This is a genomic window from Achromobacter semiaridum, from assembly GCF_053543755.1.
This window is the reverse complement of sequence record NZ_JBLVOL010000072.1, coordinates 1-14,379: the sequence shown is the minus strand read 5'-3', so window position 1 is coordinate 14,379 and position 14,379 is coordinate 1. Positions and strand designations below refer to the sequence as shown.

The 14,379-nt window shown below is 67.1% G+C and carries 11 protein-coding genes and 1 pseudogene; 5 read left to right on the top strand and 7 right to left on the bottom strand.

What is annotated here, in order from left to right; genetic code table 11:
• Window positions 1-62: 62 nt before the first annotated feature.
• Both gorA and aceE read right to left on the bottom strand, forming a co-directional pair.
• Complete coding sequence (gene gorA, locus ACNPP0_RS19680; protein WP_332607431.1) at window positions 63-1,421, bottom strand: glutathione-disulfide reductase; 1,359 nt, start codon at window positions 1,419-1,421, stop codon at window positions 63-65.
• Window positions 1,422-1,565: 144 nt separating this feature from the next.
• Entirely contained in the window at window positions 1,566-4,229 is a 2,664-nt protein-coding gene (aceE, locus tag ACNPP0_RS19675) for a pyruvate dehydrogenase (acetyl-transferring), homodimeric type (RefSeq protein ID WP_448706784.1), read from the bottom strand.
• A 223-nt stretch (window positions 4,230-4,452) separates the two neighbouring features.
• Between aceE and ACNPP0_RS19670 the strand changes: the two genes are divergently transcribed.
• The 4 genes from ACNPP0_RS19670 (at window position 4,453) to ACNPP0_RS19655 (ending at window position 9,581) form a co-directional block, all read left to right on the top strand.
• A complete protein-coding gene (locus tag ACNPP0_RS19670; protein ID WP_448706783.1) occupies window positions 4,453-4,911 on the top strand; it encodes a MarR family winged helix-turn-helix transcriptional regulator in 459 nt (152 codons plus the stop codon).
• Between the two features lie 56 nt (window positions 4,912-4,967).
• Window positions 4,968-5,672: an aspartate/glutamate racemase family protein gene (locus ACNPP0_RS19665; protein WP_448706787.1), complete on the top strand. Its 705-nt coding sequence runs from the start codon at window positions 4,968-4,970 to the stop codon at window positions 5,670-5,672.
• A 246-nt stretch (window positions 5,673-5,918) separates the two neighbouring features.
• Window positions 5,919-7,769, top strand: coding sequence for an acyl-CoA synthetase (locus ACNPP0_RS19660; protein ID WP_448706782.1), 1,851 nt, complete (start codon window positions 5,919-5,921; stop codon window positions 7,767-7,769).
• Window positions 7,770-7,811: 42 nt separating this feature from the next.
• Window positions 7,812-9,581, top strand: a complete 1,770-nt coding sequence (locus ACNPP0_RS19655; protein ID WP_448706781.1) for an acyl-CoA dehydrogenase — start codon at window positions 7,812-7,814, stop codon at window positions 9,579-9,581.
• Here the strand turns inward: ACNPP0_RS19655 and ACNPP0_RS19650 are convergent.
• On the bottom strand, window positions 9,563-10,816 hold the full coding sequence (locus ACNPP0_RS19650) for an MFS transporter (RefSeq protein WP_448706780.1): 1,254 nt from the start codon (window positions 10,814-10,816) through the stop codon (window positions 9,563-9,565). The genes ACNPP0_RS19655 and ACNPP0_RS19650 overlap by 19 nt on opposite strands.
• 90 nt (window positions 10,817-10,906) lie before the next feature.
• On the opposite strand from ACNPP0_RS19650, the gene ACNPP0_RS19645 reads away from it, so the two are divergent.
• A complete protein-coding gene (locus tag ACNPP0_RS19645; protein ID WP_448706779.1) occupies window positions 10,907-11,365 on the top strand; it encodes a winged helix-turn-helix transcriptional regulator in 459 nt (152 codons plus the stop codon).
• Here ACNPP0_RS19645 and ACNPP0_RS19640 read toward each other — a convergent pair.
• The 4 genes and pseudogenes from ACNPP0_RS19640 to ACNPP0_RS19625 all read right to left on the bottom strand — a co-directional run.
• Window positions 11,362-12,348 carry a pyridoxamine 5'-phosphate oxidase family protein gene (locus ACNPP0_RS19640; RefSeq protein WP_448706778.1) on the bottom strand — a complete coding sequence of 329 codons (987 nt, stop codon included), beginning with the start codon at window positions 12,346-12,348 and terminating at the stop codon, window positions 11,362-11,364. The genes ACNPP0_RS19645 and ACNPP0_RS19640 overlap by 4 nt on opposite strands.
• A 33-nt stretch (window positions 12,349-12,381) precedes the next feature.
• The gene (locus ACNPP0_RS19635) at window positions 12,382-13,011 is read right to left on the bottom strand and encodes a glutathione S-transferase family protein (protein ID WP_448706777.1); all 630 of its coding nucleotides are present in this window, start codon (window positions 13,009-13,011) and stop codon (window positions 12,382-12,384) included.
• 187 nt (window positions 13,012-13,198) lie between these two features.
• Complete coding sequence (locus tag ACNPP0_RS19630) at window positions 13,199-14,104, bottom strand: LysR family transcriptional regulator (RefSeq protein ID WP_332607421.1); 906 nt, start codon at window positions 14,102-14,104, stop codon at window positions 13,199-13,201.
• Window positions 14,101-14,379: pseudogene (locus ACNPP0_RS19625) on the bottom strand (LysR substrate-binding domain-containing protein); the annotation flags it as partial. The pseudogene ACNPP0_RS19625 and the gene ACNPP0_RS19630, both read right to left, overlap by 4 nt.

Below are 14,379 nucleotides of genomic sequence, written 5' to 3'. Positions count from 1 at the left end.
CCCCCCCGCGCCATGATCGAACGCTTGTAAAGGGGGGCCGGTGCGGGGCCGCTGCCGCGCCCTTATTGCGCCACAGGCGTGCGCAGGGTGACGAATTCTTCCGCCGCCGTGGGGTGGATGCCGATGGTGTCGTCGAACACCTGCTTGGTGGCGCCTGCCTTGAGCGCCACGGCAATGCCCTGCACGATTTCTCCGGCATCGGGGCCGACCATGTGCACGCCCAGCACGCGGTCGGTCTTGGCGTCCACGATCAGCTTCATCAGCGTCTTTTCCTGCGATTCCGTCAGCGTCAGCTTCATCGGACGGAAGCGGCTTTCGAACAGCTTGATCTCGTAGCCGGCTTCGCGCGCTTCTTCCGTGGTCATGCCCACCGTGCCGATGTTCGGCAGGCTGAACACGGCGGTCGGGATCAGCTTGTAATCGACCTTGCGGTATTCCTCGGGGCGGAACAGGCGGCGCGCCACGGCCATGCCTTCCGCCAACGCCACCGGCGTCAGCGGCACGCGCCCGATCACGTCGCCAATGGCCAGGATGGAAGGCTCGGCGGTGCGGTATTCGTCGTCCACGTCGATGAAACCGTCTTCGCGCAGCTTCACGCCCGTGTTCTCCAGACCCAGGTTGTCCAGCATCGGACGGCGGCCGGTGGCGTAGAAGACGCAATCGGTCTCGATGACCGCGCCGTCTTTCAAGGTGGCAACCAGCGAGCCATCGGGCTGCTTGTCGATGCGCGCCAGGTCGGTGAAAAAGCGCAGATCGACGCCCTTTTTCGTCAGTTCGTCGCGCAGGTGTTCGCGCACACCCTGATCAAAGCCGCGCAGGAACAGCGGGCCGCGATAGGCCTGCACGGTGTGCGCGCCCATGCCGTTGAAGATCGACGCGAATTCCACGGCGATATAACCGCCCCCCACCACCAGCACGCGGCGCGGCAACCGCGGCAGGAAGAACGCCTCGTTCGAGGTGATGGCGTGTTCCTTGCCGGGAATGTCGGGCACGCGAGGCCAGCCGCCCGTTGCCACCAGGATGTTGGCGGCGGTGTGGCGTTGTCCGTTGATCTCGACGGTGTGCGGGTCGACGATGCGGGCGTGGCCTTCCAGCAGCGTCACGCCGCTATTGACCAGCAAGTTGCGGTAAATCCCGTTAAGGCGTTCGATCTCGCGGTTTTTGTTGGCGATCAGGGTGGGCCAGTCGAACGACGGCTTGCCGACATTCCAGCCAAAGCCGTGGGCCTGCTCGAAATCTTCGCTGTAATGGGCGCCGTAGACCAGCAGCTTTTTGGGCACACAGCCCACGTTGACGCAGGTGCCGCCCAGGTAGCGGCTTTCCGCCACGGCCACGCGCGCACCAAAACCCGCTGCAAAACGGGCCGCGCGCACGCCGCCAGAACCCGCGCCGATCACAAACAGATCAAAATCGAATGCCATGTTGTTTCCTTCGCTAAAGCCCGGGGGCCCGCGTTCACTGTCCGGGAAAACCGTATTTAACACTACCGGCGCGCGCCCGGGTTCGCGCGGGCGGCCGGGGCGCGGTGCGGACGCGCCCATGCCGACGGCGATACGCCCCTGCGCCTAGGGCAAGGCAGCCGACACGGCCTCGGCGTCGATACCGTATCGGACGATGGCCTGGGCGGCCTGCGCCGGGTCTACCTGCCCGTCATCGGCCAGGGCCTTTAGCGCCGCCAGGGCGATGTGATGGCGGTCCACGCCGAAGAACGCGCGCAGCGCCCGCCGCGTATCCGAGCGGCCAAACCCGTCGGTGCCCAGGGTGACGTAGCGCCGGCCCGCCAGGAAGGGGCGGATCTGCTCGGGCACCGTCTTCATATAGTCGGTGGCGGCCACCACCGGCCCCACGCTGGCGGCCAAGGCGGTTTCGGCATGGCCGCGCCGTGCCTCGGCCTGCGGATGCAGGCGGTTCCAGCGTTCGACCTCCTGGCCGTCCCGCATCAGTTCGGAATAGCTGGTCACGCTCCAGACGTCGGCCGACACGCCGAAATCCTGCCGCAAGAGATCGGCGGCGGCCAGCGTCTCGGCCAGAATCGCGCCGCTACCCAGCAGCTGCACGCGCAAGGCGCCCGGCTCGCCTTGGCGCAAGCGATACATGCCTTGCAGGATGCCGGCCTGGGCGTCTTCAGGCATGGGCGGATGCGCGGTCTTCTCGTTGACCAGGGTCAGGTAATAGAAAACGTCTTCGCCGTCCTGGTACATCCGGCGCAGCCCGTCTTGCACGATCACCGCGATTTCATAGGCGTAGGCGGGGTCATAGGCGCGGCAGGACGGGATGACCGAGGCCAGCACGTGGCTATGGCCGTCATCGTGTTGCAGGCCCTCGCCTTCCAGCGTGGTGCGCCCCGACGTGGCGCCAAGCAGGAAGCCGCGCGCGCGGATGTCGCCCGCCGCCCACGCCAGATCGCCCACGCGTTGAAAGCCGAACATGGAATAGAAAATGTAGAAGGGAATGGTGGCCAGCCCATGCGTGCTGTGCGCGGTGCCCGCCGCGATCCACGACGACATCGCGCCGGATTCGTTGATGCCTTCCTGCAGGATCTGGCCCTTGCGATCCTCGCGATAGACGCTGAGCTGGTCCGCGTCCTGGGGCGTGTAAAGCTGGCCGACATGCGAATAGATACCCACCTGGCGAAACATGCCGTCCATGCCGAACGTGCGCGACTCGTCGGGCACGATGGGAACGACGCGCGGGCCGATATCCGGGTCTTTGAGCAACTGCGCCAACACCCGCACGAAGGCCATCGTGCTTGAAAATTCGCGGCCGTCGCTGCCCTTCAGATGCGCGGCGAACGCAGTCAGCGGCGGCGTGGACAACGGCCCCGGCCCGGCCGAACGCTGCGGTAGGTGGCCGCCGGCACGCCCGATGGCGGCCTGGAAATAGGCGTGTTCCGCGCTGCCGGGCGCGGGCTTGATATACGGAATTTCTTCAAGCTGATCGTCCGGCACGGCGATGGCGAATCGGTCGCGAAAGGCGCGCACGGCCGGGTCGGCCATTTTTTTTTGCTGGTGGTTGGTGTTGGCGGCCTCGCCTGCCGCGCCCATGCCGTACCCCTTGACGGTCTTGGCCAGGATGACGGTGGGCTGGCCCCGGTGCGCCACGGCCGCCGCATAAGCCGCATGCACTTTGGCGGGGTCGTGGCCGCCCCGGTTCAACGCGCCGATCTCGTCGTCCGACAGATGGGCCACGCGTTCCAGCAACACCGGGTCCGCCCCAAAGAAATGCTCGCGCACGTAGGCGCCGCCTCGCGCCTTGAACACCTGGTATTCGCCGTCCACGCACTGCATCATGCGGCGGCGCAGGCGGCCGTCGTGGTCCTGCGCCAGCAGCGCGTCCCAACCGGCGCCCCAGATCACCTTGATGACATTCCAGCCCGCGCCGCGATAGACACTTTCCAGTTCCTGGATGATCTTGGCGTTGCCGCGCACCGGCCCATCCAGCCGTTGCAGATTGCAATTGACCACGAAGATCAGGTTGTCCAGCTTTTCGCGCCCGGCCATCGCCACGGCGGCCAGCGTTTCGGGTTGGTCCTGTTCCCCGTCCCCCAGAAAGCCCCACACCTTGCGGCCCTGGGCGGGGATCAGCTCGCGGTCTTCCAGGTAACGCATGTAGCGCGCTTGATAGGCGGCCATCAGCGGACCCAGGCCCATGGACACCGTGGGAAATTGCCAAAAACCCGGCATGGTGCGCGGGTGCGGATAGGACGCCAGCCCCCCGCCACCGATTTCACGGCGAAAGCCGTCAAGCTGGTCTTCGGAAATTCGGCCTTCCAGGTAGGCGCGCGCATAGATGCCGGGTGCGGAATGCCCTTGTATGTAGAGCAGGTCGCCCAGGAAATCCGGCGCGGCGGCGCGAAAGAAATGGCGGTAGCCGGTTTCGTACAGCGTCGTGGCCGATGCGTAGGTGGCAATGTGGCCGCCCACGCCCGAGGTCTTGCCAGCGCGCAGCACCATGGCCATGGCATTCCAGCGCAGGTAGGCGTCCAGACGCTGCTCAATGCCGATATCGCCGGGAAACGCGGGCTGGCTCGCGGCATCGATCGTGTTGACGTAGGGCGTGACGCCCGGCGCCGCATAGCGCCCATTGGCCGCGCGGTCCTGCTGGATCAACTGGTCCAGCAAGTAGTGCGTGCGCGGCCTGCCTTCGTGGGCCAACACGGCCTGCATGGCGTCCAGCCATTCCTGGGTTTCCTGCGGGTCGGCGTCGGTGGTATCGATCGGGGTGTCCATGGGGTTCCTTTGGTGATGGGGCAGCGCCACGCAGCAAGACTTCGGCCTCTGCGTTTCACATCGTGAATTGCAATTGCATCATGTGCAATTGCAATCGTATTGCCGTGCTCGGACAATTGCAAGTGCAACTATCCTGGCTTGCGCTTTTCACTTCGATCACGCGATCCGGCCAAGCCGCTCTTACAATCGCGGCTGCATTCCCGATATCAAAAGGAACGACCGCATGGCCACGGGCAAGCCCGACGCATGGAGCCTCTTCCTGACCGCGCACGCGCTGGTGGTAGAGGAAATTGAAAAGCGCCTGTCGGCAGCCGACCTGCCGCCGCTGGCGTGGTACGACGCGCTGTGGGCGCTGGAACGCGCGCCGGATGGCACGGCGCGCATGTTCGAAATGGCGGAACGCATGGTGATCGCGCGCTATAACCTGACGCGCCTGATGGACCGCATCGAGGCGGCCGGCCTGGTCGAGCGCTTTCGTTCCGACGAGGACAGGCGTGCCACCTATGCACGCCTGACGCCCAAGGGCCGCGCGCTGCGGCGGGAAATGTGGAAGGTGTACGGCCCGGCCATCGACGAGTTGTTTTTGTCGCGCTTGCCCGCCGCCCAACAAGCCGCCATGGCCAAGAGCTTTATCGACATTGCCCGCCACGTGCGGGCGTTGAACCAGGACGCTGCCTCATGAACAGTGCGCCCACGACCACCGGCCCGACGACCACCGGCCCCACAACCACCGGCCCCATCACCGCCGCCCCCCTGCACATCGGCATCGTTGCCTGTTCGGCCGAAGGCGCCGCGCTGTGCTATCGCACGTTGTGCGCCGAAGCTTCGCAGCGCATGGGGCCGCACGCGCACCCTGAGATTTCGCTGCACACCCATTCGCTGGCGGACTACGTGGTGTGCCTGGACAACAAGGACCTGGCCGGCGTGGGCGCGCTGATGCTGTCATCGGCCGACAAGCTGGCGCGCGCCGGGGCTGACTTGCTGATCTGCCCCGACAACACCATCCACCAGGCGCTGAAATATGTGCTGCCGCATTCGCCGCTGCCCTGGCTGCATATCGCCGAGGAAGTTGCCTTGCAGGCCGCGGCGCGAGGTTTTCGGCGCATCGGCATCCTGGGCACGCGGTGGCTGGTCGATAGCGTGGTGTACCCGGATAAGCTCGGCGCGCAAGGGCTGGAATGGGTACGCCCTGTCGAACAAGACCGGGTCACGCTGGGCCGCATCATCATGGATGAACTGGTTTACGGGGTGTTCCAGCCCACGTCGGTCGCGCGACTGCAAGGCATTGTGCAGCGCTTGCGCGATGCCGGATGCGACGCCGTGGTGCTGGGCTGCACCGAACTGCCGCTGGTGCTGAACGACGGCAACTGCGTCTTGCCCACGCTGGATTCCACACGCATCCTGGCGCGCGCCGCGCTGTCATGCGCCCTGGCGCCGCGCTGAACGGGATGTAGGGGTTATGGGTGGGAATCTGGCGCGTTGACGGAAACAACGTTTGAAACGTCGGACAAGGTCGGAACCGTGTAAAACTGGCGGTTTGCAAGGGCGGCCGGCGCTCTGTCATGCAGGCGACAGACAGTAATTTCGGCTTGCCCCTAAGCTCAAGCAAGCGACGGAAATCAAGCTCTCCGCGCTCGGCAAACCTCGAACAAGACAGGGCCGCCCACGCGCCCGACTCGGAGACTACGCATGAGCAGCATGTTTGACCACGGCCTGGCGCGCCGCGACGCCAACTACACCCCCTTGACCCCGGTGGACTTCATTGCCCGCGCGGCCGAGGTGTATGGCCAGCGGCTGGCGGTGGTGCACGGCAAGGTACGCCGCACCTGGGCCCAGACCTACGAACGCGCGCAGCGCCTGGCCAACGCGCTGGAACGCGCCGGCATCAAGCGCGGCGACACCGTTGCCGTGATGCTGCCCAACATCCCCGCCATGGTCGAAGCCCACTTCGGCGTGCCGATGATGGGCGCGGTGCTCAACACGCTGAACACCCGGCTGGACGCCTCCAGCGTGCTGTTCATGCTGGGCCACGGCGAAGCCCGCGCGCTGATCATCGACACCGAATATGCCGACATCGCCCAGCGCGCCCGTGCCGAATTCCCGCACTTGAAAATCGTCTCGGTCCACGACCTGGACGGCGCCCCCGCCACCGTGCCGGACGCCCCTATGCCGGGCGCCTCTATGCCGGGCGCCCCTGAGCCGGGCGCCCCTATGCCGGGCGCCCCTATGCCGGGCGCCCCTGAGCCGGGCGCCCCTATGCCGGGCGCCCCTGAGCCGGGCGCCACCGATTACGAAGCCTTCCTGGCCGACGCCCCCGCGCATTACGCCTGGCAACCGCCCGCCGACGAATGGGACGCCATCGCGCTGAACTACACCTCGGGCACCACCGGCGACCCCAAGGGCGTGGTCTACCACCATCGCGGCGCGTACCTGAACGCCGTCAGCAACATTCTTGAATGGGACATGCCCAAGCACGCGGTCTATCTTTGGACCTTGCCCATGTTCCATTGCAACGGCTGGTGCTTTCCCTGGACGGTAGCCGCGCGCGCCGGCGTGAACGTGTGCCTGCGCAAGTTCGACCCCCAGACCGTGTTCGACCTGATCCGCGCCGAAGGCGTCACGCACTACTGCGGCGCCCCCATCGTGCAAAGCGCGCTGGCCAACGCGCCGGCCGAGATGCGCGCGGGCATCACGCATACGGTGCGCACCATGGTCGCGGGTGCCGCGCCCGCACCCGCCGTCATCGCCAAGATGCGCGACATCGGCTTTGAACTGACGCACGTCTATGGGCTGACCGAAGTCTACGGTCCGGCCGCCGTCTGCGCCCGCCAGGAATCGTGGGACGCGCTGGACGACGAACGCCGCGCGCAGCTGACCGCGCGCCAGGGCGTGCGCTACCACTTGCAGACCGGCTTATCGGTACGCAACCCCGACACCATGCAGGAAGTGCCCGCCGACGAGCAGACCGTGGGCGAAATCATGTTCCGGGGCAACATCTGCATGAAGGGCTACCTGAAAAACGAACGCGCCACCGACGACGCCTTCGCGGGCGGCTGGTTTCACACCGGCGACCTGGGCGTGATGACGGCGGACGGGTACGTGCGCATCAAGGACCGCAGCAAGGACATCATTATTTCCGGTGGCGAAAACATCTCCAGCATTGAAGTGGAAGACGCGCTGTACCGACACCCCGCCGTTGCGGCGGTGGCGGTCGTGGCCATGCCCGACCCCAAGTGGGGCGAAACACCTTGCGCCTTCGTTGAACTGAAACCGGGTTGCAGCGCCACCGCCGAAGAGATCATCGCGCATTGCAAACTGCTGCTGCCCGGCTTCAAGGTGCCGCGCGCGGTGCGCTTCGGCGAACTGCCCAAGACATCCACCGGCAAGATTCAGAAGTTTGAATTGCGCGCCGCCGTGGGCGCCACGCAGGCCATTGATCTGGCCGGTCCATCCGCGACGAAGCCGTCGACGGGTCCCGCGCCTGACGCCGCCGGCGATGCCCCGGCCGCGCCGTCCACCCGCCCCGACAAAGCCGTCTGAACGCCGGCAGCCCGGCACCTTCATCAAAGGAGTTTTTCGGCCATGACGTACCAAGCCCCCGTGAAAGACATGATGTTTGTGTTGAACCACCTGGCCGGCCTGCGGCAAGTTGCCGCCCTGCCCGGCTTCGAGGAGGCCACGCCCGACACCGCGCTGGCCGTGCTGGAAGAATCCGCCCATTTCGCGGCCGACGTCCTGGCGCCGCTGAACCAACCCGCCGACCGCGAGCCCAGCACGTGGCGCGACGGCGCGGTCACGACGTCGCCCGGTTTCAAGCAAGCGTTTCGCCAGTACACCGAAGCGGGCTGGCAAGGCATGTCGCACCCCGTGGAATACGGCGGCCAGGGGCTGCCCGGCCTGATCGGCTCGCCCTGCTCTGAAATGCTGAACGCCGCCAACCTGTCGTTTGCGCTGTGCCCCCTGTTGACCAACGGCGCCATCGAAGCCCTGTTGACGGTTGGCTCGGCGGAAATGAAAACGCGCTTCATCGGCCCGATGATCTCGGGCCGGTGGACCGGCACCATGAACCTGACCGAGCCGCAAGCCGGCTCGGACCTGGCCATGATCCGCACGCGCGCGCAGCCGGTGGGCGACGGCACGTACCGGCTGTCCGGCACCAAGATCTTCATCACCTATGGCGACCACGACCTGACCGAGAACATCCTGCACCTGGTGCTGGCCCGATTGCCCGACGCGCCCGAAGGCGTCAAGGGCATTTCACTGTTCCTGGTGCCCAAGTTCCTGGTCAACGAAGACGGCTCGCTGGGCGAGCGCAACGACGTCACCTGCGTGTCCATCGAACACAAGCTGGGCATCAAGGCCAGCCCCACCGCCACCCTGCAATTTGGCGATGCGGGCGGCGCGCTGGGCTACCTGGTGGGCCAGGAAAACCGCGGGCTGGACGCCATGTTCATCATGATGAACGCGGCCCGCTATGCGGTGGGCGTGCAGGGCATCGCCATTGCCGACCGCGCCTACCAGCACGCGCTGGCCTATGCCCGCGACCGGGTGCAAAGCCGCCCGGTGGATGGGTCGTCGCGCGATGCCGTCACCATCATCCATCACCCCGACGTGCGCCGCATGCTGGGCACCATGCGCGCGCTGACCGAGGCGGGCCGCGCGCTGGCCTACGTGACGGCGGGCCACGCCGACCTGGCCCACGCCAGCCCCGACGCCGACGAGCGCAAGCGTCATCTGGCCATCCAGGAATTCCTGGTGCCCATCGTGAAGGGCTGGTGCACCGAGATGTCGCTGGACGTGACCAGCCTGGGCGTGCAGGTGCACGGCGGCATGGGCTTCATTGAGGAAACCGGCGCGGCGCAGTACTACCGCGACGCGCGCATCCTGACCATCTACGAAGGCACCACCGCAATCCAGGCCAACGACCTGGTCGGCCGCAAGACCTTGCGCGACGGCGGCGCGGTGGCGCATGCGCTGCTGGAGGCCATCCGCCAGACAGAAACCGAGCTGGAATCGCGCAGCGAACCCGCGGCCAACCTGGTGCTCAAGCCGCTGCGGCAAGCCCGGCTGGCCCTGGCCAATGTGGTGGACTTTGTGCTGGCCAACGCCGCCGGGGCGCCCAACGCCATCTTCGGGTCGGCCGTGCCCTATCTGCTGCTGGCGGGCACGACGCTGGCCGGTTGGCAGATGGCGCGCGCCCTGCTGGCCAGCCTGGACCACCAGCAGGAAGACCCCGACTTCCATCAGGCCAAGATTGCCACCGCCCAAACCTATGCGCTGCACAAGCTGACCCAGGCGCCGGGCCTGGCGGCCGTGGTGCTGGGGTCCAAGGACTACGCGGTACAGCCTTGACGTGACGACGATGGCGGCGGCGATGCCTTGCGGGGCAACGTCGCCGCCCAGAACACTAAAGCCGTCACGCTGATGGCCGCGCCCAGCGCGCACACGCCCAGCCAGCCGGCGCGCGCGTACACCGCCGTGGACGCAATGCCGCCCAGCCCGCTACCCACCGCGTAGAACATCATGTAGCTGCCCACCAGCCGGCTATGCGACTGGGCGCTGATGCTGAAAATCATCGTTTGATTCGTCACGTGCAGCGCTTGCAGCGCCACGTCCAGCACCAGCACGCCCAGCGCCAAGGCCCATAGACTGTGATCCAGCAAGGCAATGGGCGCCCACGCCAGGCACAGCAGCACCAGGCCCGCGCCCGTAGTGCGCTGCCCCAGCCCGCGATCCGCCCAGCGGCCGGCGCGCGCAGCCATCAACACGCCCAATACGCCCACCAGCCCAAAGCCACCCACCGCCGCGTGCGACAACGAATGCGGCGGCGCGCTCAAGGGCAGCACCAGCGCCGTCCAGAACACGCTGATGGCGGCGAACATCAGCAAGGCGATCATGCCGCGCACGCGCAGCACGGGTTCAGTGGCCAGCAGCGTCGCCATGGACCGCAGCAAGTCCCGGTACGACAGCGTGGCCGTGGGCAGGCGCCGCCGAGGCAAGCGGCGCAGCAGCACCCACGCCAGCAAGGCGGCCATCACGGCGGACACCACGTACACGGCGCGCCAGCCCCAGGCGTCGGCCACCACGCCGGCCACGGTGCGCGCCAGCAACAAGCCGATCACCACCCCGCCCTGCGCGGCGCCCACCACCCGGCCCCGTTCTCCCGGCGCCGCCAGGGCGGCGGACAGCGCCAGCAGGCCTTGCGTCATCGCCGTACCCAACAGCCCCAGCGCCACCATGCCCGCCAGCAGCCACGGCGTATTGGCCGACACGGCCACCGCGCCCAGCGCCAGCACCAGCAGCCCCAGTTGCGCCAGCATCAGGCGGCGCCGGTCCAGCAGGTCGCCAAGCGGCACCACGAACAGCAGCGCCACCGCGCAGCCCAATTGCGTGGCGGTAACGACGACGCCCACGGCGCCCTCGTCCAGCAGGAACTCGCGGCCGATGGCGTCCAGCAAGGGCTGCGCGTAATACACGTTGGCCACGCTAAGCGCACAGGCCACGGCCAGCAGCATCACCAGCGAGGTGGGCAGGGGTGCTGGCGACGCAGCGGCCGAGGCGTGGGCGGGCGGTGGAACATCTGGCATGGCAAGTCCTTTTGGTTTTATGACGAAACCGGAATGCTAGATCTTAAGGTTTTATAATGCAACCATTGCATCCCCACCCAAGGGTCAGACATGGTTAAACGCACCAGCCTTGAAGGCGCCGCCTGCCCGGTGGCGCGCTCGTTAGACGCCATCGGCGACTGGTGGTCGCTGTTGATCGTGCGGGACGCGTTCGATGGCGTACGCCGCTTTGGTGAATTCCAGAAAAGCCTGGGCGTGGCCAAGAACATTCTTAGCGACCGGCTGCGCACGTTGGTGGCGCACGGCATCCTGGCCGTGGCCCCCGCGTCGGACGGCAGCGCCTATCAGGAATACGTGCTGACGGACAAAGGCCGCGCGCTGTTTCCGGTCATCGTCAGCTTGCGGCAATGGGGCGAAGACCATTACTACGGCCCGGCCGAAGCCCACTCCACATTGATCGACCGCAAGCGCGGCCAGGCGGTGCGCCGCCTGGAAATCCGCGCGCAGGATGGACGCCTGCTGGAACCGGACGACACCGTCGTGCAGAAAACCGCGCCCCCGCCCGGCTAGCCGGTTTGGTCGGGCTGCCCCGGCCACTGCCCCGTGCCCAGCGCGGTCGGCGAATACGCGCCGAATTGCCAGCGTAGCGCCAAGGCGCCGGGCCGCCGCAGCACACGGCGCACATGCACGCGCCACAGCCGTTCCGCGCCCGCGAAGCTTTGAATCTCGGGGCTGTCCAGCACCACCTCGGCGCGGCCCGATATCTGAAGCACGTCGCCACGCTCAAAGTCGATGAAGACCAAACCCGCGCGCGGGTTCGCCATCAGGTTGCCCAGGGTATTGAAGAAGCGGTTGCCGGAAAAATCGGGAATGGTCAGCACATTGCCGTCCACTCGCACAAAGCCGGGTTTGCCGCCGCGATGCGACACGTCAACCGCGCGCCCCCCTCGGGCATCATCGTCCACGTAAGAGGCCACGAAAAAGGTGTCGGCCGATTGGATCAACGCGCGCGCGGCATCGTCCAATTGATCGGTCTCGGGTCGCGCCGCCGCAAAGCGCATGGCCGGCGAGCGCGAGAAATGAAAATCGCGCGTCTGGATGTACTGCGGGCAATTGCCGAACGACTGCGCCACGGCCACATCGAAACGCTTGCCGTCCCACGCGGCGATCTGACCGTTCATGCGGTTGCGCCGACGCGTGTGCAGCTCGATTCCCAGCAGCCCCACCGCCTGCCCCGGGCCCAGGCCCGCGCGCACCGGATCATCGGCATCGGGCATGGCCGACACCCGTAACGTATGCGCATCGGGCGACATGGCAAAGCCCGGCTGGCCCTCCAGCACGCCGGCCCAGGGATCGCCCTGCCCGTCTACCGCGCCTACCACCAGGAACGGCAACTGCGCGAAAAAGTCACGATGCTGGTCGGGCATGTAATCGCGCACGATCTTCGGGCCGATCTGCGCCATGCGCTCGGCCACGCCGGCGCGCGCTTGCAACAGGCGTTCGCCCGCATGCCAGGGCAAGCCGTCGTCAAAAGAAGGATCAGTGAGAGTCATGGTGCGCTCCGGGCCAATGCGGTGATGGCGGTATCAGGCGGCCTGCAAGCCGGCGGGCGTGCGCGCCATGGGCACGAAGCCGGGCAGATTTTCGATGCGTGCGAGCCACGCGCGCACGTGGGGGTAGTCGGCCAAGGACACATTGCCTTCGGGCGCGTGCGACACGTAGGCGTAACAGGCGACGTCCGCGATCGTCGGGCGGGAACCGGCCAGGAAGGCGCGGCCGCCAAGTTCGGCGTTCATAACGCCCAGCAAGGCATGCGCGCGTGTCAAGGTGGTTTCCACGTCGTAGGGCGCGCCAAATACCGTGATCAGCCGGGCCGTCGCCGGGCCGCTCGCCAAAGGCCCGGCTGCTACAGACAGCCAGCGCTGCACCGCCGCCACACCGGCCGGATCGGCGGGCAGCCAAGCCTGGCCGTCGTAGCGGGTGGCCAGATAGACCAGGATGGCATTGGAATCCGCCACCACCGTGCCGTTGTCGTCGATCACCGGCACCTGGCCGAACGCGTTCAGCGCCAGGAATTCCGGGCGCTTGTGCTCGCCGCCGCGCAGATCCACGTCGACGCGCTTGTGCGGCACGTTCAGCAGCGACAGCATCAGCGCGACGCGATGCGCATGGCCGGACAAAGGGAAGCTATAGAAGGTCAACGGGGCAGCGGACATGGGAATTTCCAAGGGGGATGAACATGGCTCCATCTTGGCCCGATGCACGCCCTGCGTGAACGGCCAGCCGCGACAAGACACTATTGTCGGAATTGAAAGAACGGGTCGAAGGCACGGTCGAAGGCACCGTCGAAGGCACGGTCGAGGGCGCCTGGTCCACCGTCCGGCGGGGCCGGGCTTCGGCCCTTCAGCGCGGCAATTCGGCCAGATCGCGCCGCAGCGCTTCCACGCAGAATTCAACAAAGCTGCGCACTTTGGCAGAGCTGCGTCGGCCCTCGGGGTACACCACGTGCACCGGCATGGGCGGCAATTCGAAATCGCGCAGCACCACCTGCAAGGCACCGCTTTTCAGGTGCCGCGCCACCTGGTACGACACCACCTGCGTCAAGCCCCAGCCTTCGCACGCGGCCAGCACGGCGGCCTGAAACGACGTGACGGCCAGTTGCGATTCCACATTCAGCCGGCGCGGCTCTCCGGCTTGCTGGAAACGCCATTGCGCGCCCCGCCCCTCCATCGCGGCCGTGATGGTGCAGAAGCGATGCAGGGCGTCGGGGTCCTGCGGTTCACCGTGTTGGCGCAGGAATTCCGGCGTGGCGCAGACCACGCGGCGCACGTGGCCCACCGGCACCGCCGTCAAGGTGGAATCGGGCAAAGCACCAATGCGCACGGCCACGTCCACGCCTTCGTCCAGCAGGTTCACCACCCGGTCCACCAGCAGGGTGCGCACCGACACGGCACGATGCGCGCGTAGATAGCCCAGCACCACCGGCATGACGTGCAGTTCGCCAAAGAAGGCGGGCGCGGTGACGTGCAGCGCACCGCGTGGCACGGCCATCGCACCGGCGGCGGCATCGTCGGCTTGTTCGACGTCTTCAAGAATGCGGCGGCAGTCGGCCGCGTAGCGCTGGCCCGCTTCGGTCAGGCGCAGGCTGCGGGTGGTGCGTACCAACAGCAAGGCGCCCAGCCGCCGTTCCAGCGCCGCAACGCTGCGCGTGACCGACGGCGCGGACATTTCCAGGCGGCGCGCGGCGGCGGCAAAGCCCTGGGCTTCGGCCACGGCCAGGAACACCGACATTTCTTGGAATCGATTCATGCTGGGACCGTGGCGGGCAAGGTGGTGGACAAGGCGGAAGGCGACGCCCAGGCAACGCTGCTGTCCCGGACACACTGCCGCACGATATCGGCCAGCGCGGCGGCCACCGGGTCTGGCTGCGCCTGGGCACGATACAGCGACAGCGTGATCGACGGCAAAGGGGGCAGGCCCCGTTCGCCCGGCGCCAGCGCCCGCACTCCGGCGGGCAGCCCTAGCGGCGTGCGCACGGCCAGGCCCAGCCCCGCCGACACGGCCGCCCACAAGCCGGCCAGGCT